The following is a 13,945-nucleotide window of genomic DNA, read 5'->3' as shown; positions in this document are numbered from 1 at the left end:
TATACTCAACTGTAACTCACGGACGATCGAAACTTAACAGCCCAAACAAATCATCCACCGACAGTTGCAAATCCGACAGCACATCGAGCACAGGTAAAATATCTTCATTCTCTTTAATCTCAGGTTCCTGCTGCGGTTTAAAAACAATAACTAATCGTTCTTCCGGGTCAATCAGCCAACCCAATTTAGTCTTATTTTTAAGGCAAAACAGAATCTTATTAATCACGCGAGTTGAACTTTGATCCGGTGATAAAATCTCAATTATCCAATCTGGCGGAGTTTCCAACCTATTTTCAATTTCTCCCTTAGCATTCAGAGGAATACGAGGCCACTCGAATACTGCAATATCTGGAACAATAGAACGTCCATCAAAAGAGCAGCGCAATTCAGTAAAAGCAAATGCTAACTTCTGCGGTTTACCAACTCGATTAATCACAGAGGGAAACTCGGATTGTAATGTACTGTGTTTTCCTTGGGGCATATCTTTTTGATAAATTTCACCATCAACATACTCGCTAGCCGGTTTAGTCTCTGGAAGCAACAAAAACTCTTCCAGAGAAATCTTTGACGGAGACTGAATTGACGTTACCATAAGCCATTAAACCCTCAAAAACTCTTAAAAATTCATATCGCTGTCAGTTTCCCAATCAGCACAACTCTCCGATTCCACACCGGTAGGGTGCATTGCACAAACCAACAAATTTCCCCCGTAAACTTGACCGTGATAGTTGCGACAACCGCGACAAGCCGGCTGCTGCGTCGGCGAAGGGTCTACATAAGTCACCATCGACAAATCTATCTCATCCAATTGCGGGTCGAAGTCGCGGCAAATTTCAATTATCGGTTCGATAAATTCATTAAATAAACCGTCAAATTCATTGAAATAACCGTCAATGTCATTAATCAGATTATTTTGTACTTGTTCAGTAAACTCTTCCGACATTTTTGCCAAAACGTCCAGCATTTCGACAAACTCTTCGCCCATTTCGGTGAAAAAATGCTCTACTTCAGAAACAGCATTTTCCATTACTCCAAAAAAATCTTTAGACCAATCTTCCATGAATTTGACAGCTTGCTATTACAAAATATTTTACAGACAGGTGCAGCCAGCCTCATGCGAAGTGCTGGCACCTACTTTCAATTCTATTACCTATTGCCTGATATCCGTCCACATCTGACAGGGGAGATATTCAAAAAGGGAACTCAAGACTATTATCCTGAGTTCCCTTCCTGCTTTGCTGAGCGAGCTTTTTCCTGCTTAATCCCGCTTCAGCCGCCGCAATTCCTCTTGTAAATTCTGCACCTGTTCGCGAAGCTTGTCTACGCCGCCTGTCTCTTTAGCATCTTTTGCCGAGACATCTTCTTCCTCAGAAATAATTTCAATCCGCCGAGGTTCAGCCGGTTTTTGCTCCCGGGCCGATTCTACGGGAGGCTGCTGCTGAGCCTGTTGCACCATCTCATCAACAAAGCGGCGAGCTTCTTCCGTGGACATCTCGCCCCGCTTCACCAATTCGTCTGCCAGCTTTTGGGCTTCAGTGCGTAATTCAGTTAACTTGCTGCCAGCTTTTTCACCAGCATAGGAAGCTAGCCCGACACCAAGGTAAACTGCTTTTTGTAAAATATCTCCGAAACCAGGCATAGGAGCTACACCTCATAAAACTGGGTGAACCGGAGACCACGCCTATTACAAGCATCCCGTGTTGCTGCTACCTTCCGGTCCTGACAAGATTTGGGCGTTGGAATCGCGTGGGTCCAGTTCATTTATGAGTATAACACAGTTATTTATTCTTCAACCACACACCAGTGATAAATTTCATAAATAACGCAACCGTTCTTCACCAGAGGGTCTTCAGCGACGATCGCCTTCGCCTCATCCATCGAACCCGCTTCAAACAGCAACATACCGCCGCCCCGCCGCGCCCAGTAGCCAGTTTTCGCTCGGTGTCCTTTAGAAATCAACTCTCGGACATAAGCTCTGTGAGCTGGCACGTATTGGTCAAAGACAGGCTTTTCGACAATTCCTTGCTCAATTTTGACAAACCAAGGCATTTTTATTTGGGATTTTAGATTTTATATTTTAGATTGGGAATGGGTGAGCACCAATGGGATCTAGGGCAAATGCTCTATATTCCATTTTGCACTATCCTTTCTTAACTGCGATGTTATCCGATGAACCAGTCAAAACAGCGATTTTTTATTGCCCTAGTGCCGCCTCCCGATATTGAACAGCACATTACTGAGATTCAACAGTATTTTGCGGAACATTACAACAGCCGCGGTGCTTTGAATTCGCCGCCGCACATCACGCTGCAACCTCCTTTTCACTCGTTAGCGGAGGATGTTCCAACATTAGAGCAAAGTTTGAATGAGTTTTCGGCAAATCGGCTGTCAATTCCCGTTACTCTATCCGGTTTTGCTGCTTTCGCGCCCCGCGTCATTTACGCTGATGTTGTCAAATCGCCCGAATTGCTGGAGATTCACTCATATTTGATGAGTTATATGCAAGCAAATGTGGGAATAGTCGATCGAGTTTCTCAGACTCGCCCATTTGTACCGCACATGACAGTAGCATTTCGCGATTTAACTCCGGAAAATTTTCAAACCGCTTGGTTGGAATTCTCCGAGCGATCGCTCCACTTTGAGTTTACCGCTTCGGCGTTAACCTTGCTGCTTCACGACGGCAGCCGATGGAACATCAGCAACCAGTTCCCCCTTGGAGCGAGCCTGCAAAAATCCTAAACCAATCCTGAACTCTCTCCCTTCTCTCCCTTCTCTTTCTTCACGTCTTCGCGGTTCCTTTTTCCGAAAAAATCTTGCTAGCAAATCATCATTAATCAACACTTCGGACAGTTTCAGGCCTGACTCGCGAGGGGCGAGAAACCCGGTTTCTACAACTTTTACACCGAGGAACGAGAAATAGTAGAAACCGGGTTTCTGAGGTCACAAGTGAGTCAACAAATTTGATGACTTTAGTCCTCACTACAAACCTGTTAAAATTTAAATGCCGTCACAGCTTACCTATTAATCTTATTAGGAGTTGCAAGTGCCACAGTTCCGTAAACCGAAATTCCTGACTGTTTCAATATTTTAGTTGCCGACTTAACCGTAATACCGCTAGTGTAAATATCATCAACTAACAACACTCGATCGCGCGGGAGCCTCCGGCGAAAATCTTTCCCCAAAATTAAAGCATTTTCCATTTCCGCTTGCCGCTGCTGTGCTGTCAGAGCGAATAAAGGCTGAGTATTTTTCACCCGAGCCAAACCGTGGCGCTGCAAAGGCAAACCAGTCAGCTCGCAAAAACTTTCAGCCAAAAGTTCCGCCTGGTTAAAACCGCGCTCCTTGAGCTTTTCTTGGTGCATGGGAATCGGTACAACTGTTAAATTGTCTGTAGCTAATTCGGGAAAACTCAGCCAAGCTTCCGCCAGCCAGCCGCCTAGAGGTTTGGCTAATTGCGGATTGCCGTCATATTTCAAAGCTGCGATCGCCCGTTTCAGAGCCCCGCCATACTCACCCCACACAAAAACACGCTGTTCTGAATGCCAAAATCGACCGGGATCGCTTAACTGACATCGCTGAAGTTGCTTGTGACAGTACGGACAAAACTCTCTGGCGGCTGGTCGCTGACAAAGAGGACAGTTAGACTTAAGAAATAAATTGAGAAAAGATTTGAGTAATCCCGTCCATTGTCGCTTGTTCATCCTAAAATTGTGGTAAGTGATTAATGGGAAAAACTATCAAATTCAATCTGTTTGCAAGAACAGGATCGCAGCGTGAAAAACCTCTACTGGCTAGACAAAATTCAACCTTCAGACCGAGATGCAGTGGGAGAAAAAGCATTTTACTTGAGCTGTTTGCTCCAGAAAAATCATCCCGTTGTACCGGGTTTTGTCGTGCCGGCTAAAACATTTTGGCAGTTTTTAGAGTCGATCGACTGGCTAGAACCGCTGTTTGCTGACTGGCCCCACTCTTCCCTGCATTTGAATGTCGATGAACCCAGACAACTGCAATCGATCGCCCGCAGCATCCGCCACCAAATCCTCGCCGGCAAACTGCCAGATTCACTGCTCTCCACCCTAGAGTCTGCTGTTTGTCAACTAAACTCAAACTCAAACTCCAAAGCCTTAATTTTTCGCCCTTCCTTGACTTCATGGAACCCGAAAACAGTCGGAATCCTGCAAGCTCACGCAGTACGGGCAGAACCAGAAGCAATTGGGGCCGGACTCAAACGAGCTTGGGCAGAACTGTTCAGAGCCCGAAGTCTATTTTACTGGCAGCGCTGCGGTCTGAGGATACAGCAAATAAATCCCGCAGTTTTGGTGCAGCCGATCGACCGAGCCATCGCCGCGGGCGAGGTGAAAACTAAAGCGGGTGCAGCGTGGGAAATCCAAGCCACCTGCGGTTTGGGATTGTCCCTCGCTAGGGGAGAAACCATCCCCGATTACTATCAAGTGCAGCCGGAAACAGGCGCAGTTAAATTCCAGCGGCTCGGTTATAAAACATTAGCCTACAATCTCAAAGTCGGCGACGGACAAGCGAAAAAAAAACCGCATACTGGCAATTGGGCTGCTGTCAAAATTCCCAATTATCCATTTCTAATTCCTGATTTTCCTGACAGTTGCGTGGAAGTTTTAGCGCTGGGAGAGAAAGCACAAACTGAATACGTTTTAGAGGCATCGCAACTGCAAAAAATCATTGAAGTGAGTAAAAAAGCGATCGCAGAATTTGACTCGGATTTAATCTTAAAGTGGACGATAAACCAGATAGCAAACAGCAGTGAAGCGCAATTTTATTTTACTCAAGTTCGTCTTTTGAAAGGGGAAAAAGTCGCACCGGTATGGGAAAAGCCGATCGCCCCAGCCAGGACTCCTGCGATCCTCAGAGGTTTGGCTGCCGCATCAGGAAAAGTTGAAGCAATTGCCCAAGTGATGACTAATTCGCACCCAGAAAACGCGGAATTTTTAGCCGGAGGCATTTTGGTAGCCCGGACAATCGAGCCGAATTGGTTGCCTTGGCTGAAAGTTGCTGCTGGGGTAGTTGCAGAACAAGGAGGCATGACAGGCCACGGTGCCATTTTAGCGAGAGAATTGGGGATTCCGGCTGTGGTGGGAGTTGCCGGGGCCACTCGGGCGATCGCCTCGGGCGATTGGGTATTGGTAGACGGCGATAGCGGAGAAGTTTTTGCCACCGCCCAACAGGATGCGATCGAGACAGGAGACAGTCGCCAACTTCTGGACACAGCAAAAAAGGCAGATATATACAGTACAGCAGCCAAAATGTCAATAGCCAAGCACCAATCTTCTACCTCTGATCGATCGTCCAATTCCGGGCTTAAATCTCGACAATCTGAGTCTACTCAATATGTTTGGGGCCCACCAACGGCGACTCAACTGCTAGTTAATGTCAGCCAAACAAGTTCGATTGACCGCCTCAAAAATCTGCCAATAGACGGCATCGGATTGCTGCGATCGGAATTAATGGCATTAGAAGCTTTGGACTGTGAAAACCCGAAACTTTGGTTGCAAAACGGGCGCAAATCGGAATTTGTCGATCGCATGGCGGATTGCCTCAGCTTATTTGCTGCTGCCGTTTCGCCGCGGCCAATATTTTATCGCTCTCTCGATTTACGCGAGTCAGGCGACCACGGCAGTTTCAGTTATACATTTGAACCGGAATTATTTGATTGGGAACTCTGCGTACTTCAAAAAGTCTGCGAGTCAGGCCATACCAATGTTAATTTAATTTTGCCTTTCGTGCGATCGGTTGACGAGTTTATATACTGTCGCCAGCGCTTAGAAACAGTTTGGAAAAACCGCTCAACAGAGTTTCAAATGTGGATTATGGCGGAAGTTCCTTCGGTGTTATTTTTATTGCCAGATTACGTAAAAGCCGGAGTTCAAGGAGTTTCTATCGGTACTAACGATTTAACCCAATTGCTGTTAGGAATTCACCGCAACTCCGACCAGGTAGCAGGTGCTTTCAACGGGCGCGATCGAGCAGTGATGAGGGCGATCGAACAATTAATCAAACAGGCCCGGACCGCCGGCATTCCTTGCTCAATCTGCGGCGACGCTCCCGCATTGTATCCGGAGACAGTGGAATCCTTCGTGCGGTGGGGAATTTCGTCTATTTCGGTCAATGTCGATGCTGCAGAACAAACTTCTAGGGCGATCGTCCGCGCCGAACAGCGCCTACTCCTAGAACTCGCTCGATCGATAATTAACAATTAACCACTTCCGGACGCACTTTGCCTGAGAAATCCGGTTTATATCTAATCTTAATCATACCTTTGGCAAGCAGCCACCCGCTCAGAAATCGGCTTTCTAGACAACCCGTGTCTCCAAGACTATTCACAACTACAGAAACCCAGTTTCTAATTATATAACAACCGCCCAGACGGTGAGGACATTTTTAATTGGTCAAACCCTTGCTTTTATTGCTTCTTCCTACTTCCTACTTCCTTCTTCCTTCTTCCTACTTCCTTCTTCCTACTTCCATCGGACTTCCATCGGACTTCCATCCGTTACATCCGTGGAGCGAATCCGTTGCCGAACTACCTTCTTCCTTCTTCCTTCTTGCGCTATCAAAAGGTTTGATTTTAAAGCTAGGATAGAAATATCACCAATTCTTGACATGGAGGTACAAACCGTGAAATCAAAAATTACTGCAACCGCAGCAATACTTGCCGCCCTGGCCTTTCTGCATCCTCACCCAGCATTATCTCAACCGGCAACTGACGGTGGCAAAAAACCCGGATTCTGGCAACCTCAAGCGCAGGTTGATAATACTCGCAACATTACCCTCAGACTGTTAAATGAAACGGGATTGAACCTAGAATACGGTGAATCAGGTGGCAGCTTGTCATCCTTGCCAGTCGGAGCCAGCAGAAACATCAGTGTTCGCATCAGCAATCGCACCGGCGACATTGCCAATATTCCAATTAATGCCACCGGAGGAACCACAACTTTGAAATACGACTATAACGTTGACTCGCAGACAAACATTTTGACGATTCGCATCACCAGAGCAGACGGCCGCACTAGGCAAGACCGGTCAGTTTATATTGATGAAAAAGGGCGAGTTTACTCTTTCTAAGATTAACGCTCATCAACCCGGTTTATTCTAATAAATCTTGGCTTGAGCAGCGAGGTATCCGGGAAGAAATCGGCTTTCTAGACTAGCGTGCATAAATTCTGTCTTTCTCAAAAAGTTATGAATCAAGTGCAGCCCCTAAAGAATCGATGTTTTTGTGCAGCGGATTTGACATTTCATCCCCAAAATCAACTGCTGCTTGCAATTGGGCGCTAGTGGCGCAGTGGTGCATCAGGTGGGTTTCGAGAGGATGTCAACCGCCGCATCGCGGACTAATATCCGTCGTTTTTCTTGATACCTGCGCCTCGATTTCCCTCTTCTTTCGGTTTAGCTTTGTTCACTCGCAAGGGGCGCCCCATCCACTCTGCACCGTCTAATTCGGCAATTGCAGCGTCTTCTTGGGCATCCTCCATCATCTCAACAAATGCAAAACCGCGCATCCGACCGGTTTCCCTGTCGGTAGGCAAGACAACTCGCTTGACTGTGCCGTATTCTGCAAATACTGCTTTCAGGTCTTCTTCGGTGGCGCGGTAAGACAGATTTCCAATGTAGATAGTCATGTCGATCGAACTGAACTTGTTGTGCTATACATAATAACCTTTTAATTTAACTGTCAAGTGCTAAGTAGGTGTGCAGAATTAATTACACAATATTTCTACTAAAACCCTTGCCTAGCAAGGAGTCTTTATGTAATTAATTTTGTGTGGTTACTTATCTAGCATACAACTGGGCGATCGACTCTGACTAAAAGGGTTTGCCGCACTGACCAACCCCTGGTACTGGGTGCAATAGTTAGCTTAATCAAAACTCATCTCCTCACTCGCCCTGCGGATGAGTGAGGAGATGAGTTTTGGCGTCGCGAGGAACCCCACCCCTGAACAATACTTGATTTTAATCAGATCACTTATGGGTGGGCGACGAATCACTAAGCATCTTCGGAAACAAAGCGACTAACAAGGTATAATATATTAGGTTGCTCTGGGCCACGAGCGTTGATATAGCGGTTCTCAACTTTCGTGAGGTACTTGCCAGTTAATTACCAATTCCCCACTACTTCAATTCTTTAATTTAAAATCTAAATCTCTACCTCACTCACTTGAGAATTGCTATACACATCTAGACAGCCCTTTGAGGAAACCTACTTCACATCTCCCCAGCCCTTTCATAGACGGGGAAATCTCGCCTTCAATCCTTTGGCAAAATTGAGAATGGGAAATGGGAAATGGGGAATTGGGAAAATTTTCTCCCCATCTCCTTCATCCCCAGTTTAGGATCTTACTTTCTTTTCTCAATTAAACTAAGGATTTGAGATTTAAAGCCGCTTTGTTAAGTGTTTGAGTGCCAACTCGACTTTGGGTAATACCGCTGGCTGTTTCCGCTGCTCCTTTATTCAGAACATTCATCGCATCTACCACTTGCTCAATAGCGATCGCCTGCTGTTTGGTATTCAGATAAATTTGCTGACTGCTGACAACAACACTGTTAATAGCATTAGCAACATTGTTAAAATTATCCGCCGTACCTTCAGTCAATTTCAGGCTATTATCTAACGTTTTCTTGCCCTCATCTGTTACCATCACTGTTTTATTAATGGAATTATTAATACCGTTTATCAAATCATTAATCTGATCCGACGATTTTTTGCTTTGATCTGCCAGTCTGCGAATTTCCGTCGCCACCACCCCAAACCCCTTTCCTTGTTCTCCGGTGCGTACTGCTTCCACTGTAGCGTTAATCGCCAGCATATTAGTTTGATTAGCCAAATCGCTGACTAAATTGGTAATATTAGCAATCTGATTGGTTTGCTGGCTCAAATTTAAAACTTGATCGGCAATCGCTCCAACTTTTTCCGTCAAACTCAACATTCCCTGCTGGGTTTTATGCACCACTTTACTGCCTTCTGCTGCCATATTTAAGACATTACTGGCATTCTCAAGGGCTGATTCGGCTTGCATAGCTGATTGCCTCGATGATGCGCCCAATTCATCCATTGTGGTAGTTGTTTGATTAACAGAAGCAGCTTGTTGTACAGCAATACGTTCCTGTTGCTCAATTGTAGCAGCGATCTCGGTAGAAGAACTGACAATCATATTAATAATACCTTTCAGCGCTTTATCTAAAGGTTTGGCGATCGCTATGCTTAAAGCTATTCCTAAAATAATCGCTACTAGCGGTCCAACTGTCATCCCCAAGAATACAGCTACTTGAGTCTTACTACTATCATTTTGGGCGGTTTGATAAGCGTCATCGGCTTGCTCTCTGTTGGATTCAACTACTGCTAAAGTTGCTTTTTCTGAATTTATAAACTTAAAACGAATCACCTTCGATTGCTGACTCAGTTTATTCAAAAGGTTACTCGCTGTCTTTGCTCTTGCCATTTCTGGCGAATTACTTTTACCTTGATTAATTAGGTTTAGCTGCAAGCCCAAAGGATTCAAAATTCCCAGTGTTTCAAATTCTTGATTAATTCGCAGGAGTTCTTGATCTTCCTGCTGCCACTCCTCCCAATACTTCAGCATTTGTTTATATAGTGCGTCTTCATCTGAGGTACGAGGAAGGACTTCGTATGCTTTAAACCCCTCTTTAATCTGCTGCCAAGCCTTGTCCATTCTGTTTAAGGCATCTTGCCTTTCTGCTTGACTGAGTGCCGGATTAATTAGCGCTCTCTCGGATGACTCAATTTGGGTTTGTCCCTCGTTAATTTTCAATAATGCTTCAATACTCGGTAAGTTATTTTTACCGAGAGTCTCTATGTGTTGACTGAGATTAGATGTTGAACTCCATCCTACCCAGGTCACTAAAAATACTAAAAGTCCCATCATCAGAAAAGCGCTGATAAGCCTGGTTTGTAAATTCATTTTTCTCAACATACTATTTCTGCTTCCTTCTACTACAGTTATCCTCACTGCAATCATGAACATATCTTGTATATTATAGCTTTTCTCAGGTAGATGAATTACCTATTAGGATTTTACGTTGGAGCTTTTACAGTTTTAAGTTAGTAATTAATTGATGAGTAAATCCTGAGCCTGAAAGTCGCTATCGATTTTGAGTGACGACGCAGTTATGGTAGCTTTTTGGTTGTCATCATGCTGAATTCATTTTTATAAACCCCCTTAGTCTAAAAGTTAAAACCTGGCGTTACACAAACCAAGCCTGCCGACGCTAACTATAAAAAGTGGCAAGATTATAATTAAGTTTGGAGTTCAGAGATATAGCCTTTGTGAGGCAGATGAGGTATTATATTGCTGACACATTCATAAAAGTAAAATCTAAAATAGAAGATAAATTAACTATAATTCGCTCAAGAGTCACAGCATCACCATAAGTGGAGGGGACACCCCTTCCAGTCACAGCACGTTGGTTTGCCAAGCATCGAAAACATCATACATTACTAGCAATGAAAGCTTATTATCTTGATTTTAGACAATAAATTATCGATGTTTATTATTACGGAAGCAATCTCAAAAAAATCCATAGCTAACTGTTTTTTGGGAGTTCTCACTTTCTTTGGTAAAAAAATTACTTAAACAGGCTATTGAAACCAAAAATATTGCTCAGGAATCTAATTTATGAGATTCTGGAAAATTAAGGCAGAACAACTGATAATTTTAGCGCATATTGAAAATAAAAATGATTCAAATCTTGAATAATGCATTTTTTAACTATATAGCTAAAAGGTTGAATGGCGATAATTAAACGAACAAACCTGTAAAAATTTTTTTCACAAACAGTATACTATACATAAGGGTAAATAAATTTTTTATATAAGTTAATTTAAGCAGGAAAATGATACAATTACATTTGAGGCTTCTATGAGCCCGCAACCTACAAAAACTATAAAAAATGCTTTGGTAGTGATGGAGAATAGTCAGACAAATAGGCAAAATAAGTAAAGAAAGTAATCAAGAAAAAGGGCGAAAGTAATATACTTGTCGCCCCCTTCCCCTGATTTATCATAAGCCTGAAAAATTAGGGTCAAAACTTAAAAATATTTTCAGTTTTATCAACAGAACAAATTATCAATAATTAGGAAAGACGATCGATTTTGCATTTCGTCAACTTTCTCAGCCAAATATTTGGAACTGGTTTACACATTGCTGTTATTGTATTTCATCTATCTGAGAAAGGCTATACGGGAATCGAAAGTGTCTGTGCAGACTTTCTAGCGGGGACTGAGAAATTCAATCTAGCCAAGTGTGGAAATCCCGTCAGGGAAAAAGGCGAAAAGCCAAACTGTGAAGTTTGGAAGCCCACGCCATAACTGTAATCAGTTTGGCGTTGGGAGGATGTTACTGCTTTTCCTTAGTCGATCGAGATTGACTGAGGCCCCGTGCTTTTACCGTTGGTGGGTTCGGCTGGGGGAGTAGTGTAGGAAGTTGAACCGGCTTGATCGTCGATCCAGCTTTTAACGGGATCTTCGTGAAGGTTGAGTCGAAGCAGGCCAGATAAAAATCCGCCCGCGAAGGCGATCGGCTGTTCGATCAATTCTTTCGCCATTGGGATGAGTTCGTCGATGAACATTCAAGAGTCTCCTTGTGTTGCAGGGGTTCTACCTTAACTGTATCGTTTGTACTGCGATGCTGGCAGCGGCCTACAAAAAACCTTGTTCCCAACGCTGAAGATGGGCGATCGGGCAATTTTTCGGTTATTGACTTACAATGCTAATCACATTGCTGCAAAAATTTTATGTGCCGTTTGCTTGGCTACCTCGGGGAGCCGATTTTACTCGATGCTATTCTGTACAAGCCGGAACATTCCCTAATTGTGCAGAGTTACGAGCCCCGCGAAATGACTTCTGGCGTACTCAATGCTGACGGTTTTGGTCTTGGTTGGTATCACCCGCACTTAGATACTGACCCGTTTACCTATAAAAATGTACAGCCAATTTGGAGCGACATTAACCTTCCAAGTATCAGTCGATACGTTGAATCAGGATGCGCGATCGGATACGTTCGCAGTGCAACTTTAGGACAAGCTGTAGATTTGAGCAACTGTCAGCCGTTTCAGAACGATCGCCTGCTGTTTGTACACAACGGCTTCGTGAAGAATTTTCGGCAAACTCTTTACAGACCAATTCGCGATCGACTCAGCGATACCATTTATCAATCAATTAACGGCACTACAGATTCAGAGCATATTTTCGGCTTGTTTGTCAATGAATTGACAGCCGGAAATCTGACCATACAAGCAGCTTTGCAAAAGTCGCTGAAAACTTTGGCAGAGCTAGCAAACTTTCACCAAGTAGAATTTTCAGCTAATATAATTATCAGCGACGGACACCAGCTCGTCGCCTCTCGCTTTGCTTCCCAAAAAACCCCTCCTTCCCTCTATTGGCTGCGAGACGATTTAAATTTCCCGAATTCTGTCATCATTGCTTCTGAACCTTTATTTGCTGGCAATTGGCACGAGTGCCCAGTCCAGAGCATTATCAGTACCGGAGTAGAGCGTGATATCGAAATCTATCCAATCTTGTAGAGAGGCAATTTATCGCGATTTGCAGCAGTGTCGCCGCGGCACTTTCAAGCTATTTACAGACATCGACTACGATACTTTTTGCCGCCAAGCTCATCCTGATTTCAGTCCAGTTGGCTGGCACTTAGGTCACATTGCTTATACTGAAGATTTGTGGCTGTTGCAGCGGTGTGCGGGGTTGAAGCCAGTCTTTCCTCAGTATCACCAACTGTTTGCTGCTGATATTTTGCCTAAAAAACAACGGGTTTTTCTGCCGACTTTACCTGAAGTTGAATTATATCTGGACGCGGTGAGAAAAAAGGTGTTAGATTATTTGGAAGTCGCACCGATCAACGAGCAAGAACGTCTCTGGCGGTTTATTATTCAGCACGAAAGCCAGCACTGCGAAACTGTTGCTTTCGTGTTGCAAATGCAAAGGAAGAAGGAAGAAGGAAGTTCGGCAACGGATTTGGTAACGGATTTAACGGATTTCAGGGACGTAAGGGATAGAAGGAAGAAGAAAGAGGGAAGATTAATTGCCGATTACCAATTACCAATTACCGATTCCCCGGCGATTGAAATTCCGGCCGGGGAATTTTACATGGGAAGCGATGCTGCTGAGGCTTTGGATAACGAGCGATCGCGCCACCTATGTTATTTAGAAGCATACTTGATCGATCGCTATCCCGTCACTTGCTGTCAATACCGAGATTTCATGGAATCCGGCGGCTATCAAAACCCTGATTGGTGGTCAGCGGACGGCTGGAAATGGCTGCAAGGCGAAGCCGTCTCTCAACCGCTTTACTGGTCAGAAAATCCAGCTTTCAGCAACCATCCAGTCTGCGGCGTGAGTTGGTACGAAGCCGAAGCTTACTGCAACTTTATTGGTAAGCGTTTGCCATCGGAAGCCGAATGGGAAAAAGCTGCAACCTGGGATGCCACAAATCAAACATATCGCATCTATCCTTGGGGAGAGGAACAGCCAAACGGCAGCCTGTGCAATCACGGCAATAATATTGCCAATACCTCGCCAGTTGATGCCTTTCCCAAAGGAGCAAGCGCGGCTGGTTGCTGGGATATGTTGGGCAATGTTTGGGAGTGGACTGCTTCAACCTTTGACGCCTATCCAGGATTTGAAAGTTCTCCTTACAGAGGATATTCTCAAGTTTATTTTGATGGAGAACACCGGGTTTTGAAAGGCGGGAGTTGGGCGACTTTTCCGCAGGCTCTGCGATCAAGTTTTCGGAATTGGTACTATCCGGGCGTGCGGCAAATTGTTGCTGGTTTTCGCTGCGCTAAAGAGTTTGCTAGGTAATTATAACGTATCGGCTCAATAAGTAGGGGTAGCAGAGAAAAAAAGTAAGCAGAGTGCACAAAGTGTCATAAAATAGGACACATG

At 44.5% G+C, this 13,945-nt stretch carries 13 protein-coding genes and 1 other RNA gene; 5 read left to right on the top strand and 9 right to left on the bottom strand.

The window, feature by feature from the left end:
* Window positions 1–16: 16 nt before the first annotated feature.
* From QUB44_RS18905 to QUB44_RS18885, 5 genes are all read right to left on the bottom strand, one after another.
* On the bottom strand, window positions 17–592 hold the full coding sequence (locus QUB44_RS18905) for a Uma2 family endonuclease (protein WP_333369827.1): 576 nt from the start codon (window positions 590–592) through the stop codon (window positions 17–19).
* Between the two features lie 24 nt (window positions 593–616).
* Window positions 617–1,060: a hypothetical protein gene (locus QUB44_RS18900; protein WP_333369826.1), complete on the bottom strand. Its 444-nt coding sequence runs from the start codon at window positions 1,058–1,060 to the stop codon at window positions 617–619.
* Between the two features lie 198 nt (window positions 1,061–1,258).
* Window positions 1,259–1,639 (bottom strand): phasin-related domain-containing protein, encoded by a 381-nt coding sequence (locus tag QUB44_RS18895; RefSeq protein ID WP_333369825.1) that lies wholly within the window; start codon window positions 1,637–1,639, stop codon window positions 1,259–1,261.
* Between the two features lie 23 nt (window positions 1,640–1,662).
* An RNA gene (gene ffs, locus QUB44_RS18890) (signal recognition particle sRNA small type) lies at window positions 1,663–1,759 on the bottom strand.
* A gap of 23 nt (window positions 1,760–1,782) precedes the next feature.
* On the bottom strand, window positions 1,783–2,049 hold the full coding sequence (locus tag QUB44_RS18885; RefSeq protein ID WP_015179070.1) for a YciI family protein: 267 nt from the start codon (window positions 2,047–2,049) through the stop codon (window positions 1,783–1,785).
* Between the two features lie 120 nt (window positions 2,050–2,169).
* Here QUB44_RS18885 and QUB44_RS18880 point away from each other — a divergent pair, with 120 nt between their 5' ends.
* A complete protein-coding gene (locus QUB44_RS18880; protein ID WP_333369824.1) occupies window positions 2,170–2,739 on the top strand; it encodes a 2'-5' RNA ligase family protein in 570 nt (189 codons plus the stop codon).
* A 275-nt stretch (window positions 2,740–3,014) separates the two neighbouring features.
* Here QUB44_RS18880 and QUB44_RS18875 read toward each other — a convergent pair whose 3' ends face one another.
* Window positions 3,015–3,701: a ComF family protein gene (locus QUB44_RS18875; RefSeq protein ID WP_333369823.1), complete on the bottom strand. Its 687-nt coding sequence runs from the start codon at window positions 3,699–3,701 to the stop codon at window positions 3,015–3,017.
* A 72-nt stretch (window positions 3,702–3,773) separates the two neighbouring features.
* Between QUB44_RS18875 and QUB44_RS18870 the strand changes: the two genes are divergently transcribed.
* Together QUB44_RS18870 and QUB44_RS18865 are read left to right on the top strand one after the other, a co-directional pair.
* A complete protein-coding gene (locus QUB44_RS18870; protein ID WP_333369822.1) occupies window positions 3,774–6,230 on the top strand; it encodes a putative PEP-binding protein in 2,457 nt (818 codons plus the stop codon).
* Window positions 6,231–6,648: 418 nt separating this feature from the next.
* Window positions 6,649–7,095 carry a hypothetical protein gene (locus tag QUB44_RS18865; RefSeq protein ID WP_333369821.1) on the top strand — a complete coding sequence of 149 codons (447 nt, stop codon included), beginning with the start codon at window positions 6,649–6,651 and terminating at the stop codon, window positions 7,093–7,095.
* Between the two features lie 269 nt (window positions 7,096–7,364).
* Here QUB44_RS18865 and QUB44_RS18860 read toward each other — a convergent pair whose 3' ends face one another.
* The 3 genes from QUB44_RS18860 to QUB44_RS18850 form a co-directional block, all read right to left on the bottom strand.
* On the bottom strand, window positions 7,365–7,652 hold the full coding sequence (locus QUB44_RS18860; protein ID WP_333206004.1) for an RNA-binding protein: 288 nt from the start codon (window positions 7,650–7,652) through the stop codon (window positions 7,365–7,367).
* Window positions 7,653–8,384: 732 nt separating this feature from the next.
* Window positions 8,385–9,950, bottom strand: a complete 1,566-nt coding sequence (locus QUB44_RS18855) for a methyl-accepting chemotaxis protein (RefSeq protein ID WP_333369820.1) — start codon at window positions 9,948–9,950, stop codon at window positions 8,385–8,387.
* A 1,447-nt stretch (window positions 9,951–11,397) separates the two neighbouring features.
* Window positions 11,398–11,616 (bottom strand): hypothetical protein, encoded by a 219-nt coding sequence (locus tag QUB44_RS18850; RefSeq protein WP_333152197.1) that lies wholly within the window; start codon window positions 11,614–11,616, stop codon window positions 11,398–11,400.
* A gap of 165 nt (window positions 11,617–11,781) precedes the next feature.
* On the opposite strand from QUB44_RS18850, the gene egtC reads away from it, so the two are divergent.
* Window positions 11,782–12,570 (top strand): ergothioneine biosynthesis protein EgtC, encoded by a 789-nt coding sequence (gene egtC, locus QUB44_RS18845; RefSeq protein ID WP_333369819.1) that lies wholly within the window; start codon window positions 11,782–11,784, stop codon window positions 12,568–12,570.
* The gene (locus QUB44_RS18840) at window positions 12,542–13,861 is read left to right on the top strand and encodes an SUMF1/EgtB/PvdO family nonheme iron enzyme (RefSeq protein ID WP_333369818.1); all 1,320 of its coding nucleotides are present in this window, start codon (window positions 12,542–12,544) and stop codon (window positions 13,859–13,861) included. The genes egtC and QUB44_RS18840 overlap by 29 nt, the downstream gene beginning before the upstream one ends.
* The last annotated feature ends 84 nt before the right edge of the window (window positions 13,862–13,945 follow it).

It is taken from the genome of Microcoleus sp. AT3-D2 (assembly GCF_036705715.1).
Classification (GTDB): domain Bacteria; phylum Cyanobacteriota; class Cyanobacteriia; order Cyanobacteriales; family Microcoleaceae; genus Microcoleus.
This window is presented reverse-complemented; position numbering and strand designations above follow the sequence as displayed.

Excerpts from the sequence above, each read along its gene's own strand:
- QUB44_RS18905 (WP_333369827.1), bottom strand. The coding sequence starts at position 592 with ATGGTAACGTCAATTCAGTCTCCGTCAAAGATTTCTCTGGAAGAGTTT.
- QUB44_RS18900 (WP_333369826.1), bottom strand. The coding sequence starts at position 1,060 with ATGGAAGATTGGTCTAAAGATTTTTTTGGAGTAATGGAAAATGCTGTT.
- QUB44_RS18895 (WP_333369825.1), bottom strand. The coding sequence starts at position 1,639 with ATGCCTGGTTTCGGAGATATTTTACAAAAAGCAGTTTACCTTGGTGTC.
- QUB44_RS18885 (WP_015179070.1), bottom strand. The coding sequence starts at position 2,049 with ATGCCTTGGTTTGTCAAAATTGAGCAAGGAATTGTCGAAAAGCCTGTC.
- QUB44_RS18880 (WP_333369824.1), top strand. The coding sequence starts at position 2,170 with ATGAACCAGTCAAAACAGCGATTTTTTATTGCCCTAGTGCCGCCTCCC.
- QUB44_RS18875 (WP_333369823.1), bottom strand. The coding sequence starts at position 3,701 with ATGAACAAGCGACAATGGACGGGATTACTCAAATCTTTTCTCAATTTA.
- QUB44_RS18860 (WP_333206004.1), bottom strand. The coding sequence starts at position 7,652 with ATGACTATCTACATTGGAAATCTGTCTTACCGCGCCACCGAAGAAGAC.
- QUB44_RS18855 (WP_333369820.1), bottom strand. The coding sequence starts at position 9,950 with ATGAATTTACAAACCAGGCTTATCAGCGCTTTTCTGATGATGGGACTT.
- QUB44_RS18850 (WP_333152197.1), bottom strand. The coding sequence starts at position 11,616 with ATGTTCATCGACGAACTCATCCCAATGGCGAAAGAATTGATCGAACAG.
- egtC (WP_333369819.1), top strand. The coding sequence starts at position 11,782 with ATGTGCCGTTTGCTTGGCTACCTCGGGGAGCCGATTTTACTCGATGCT.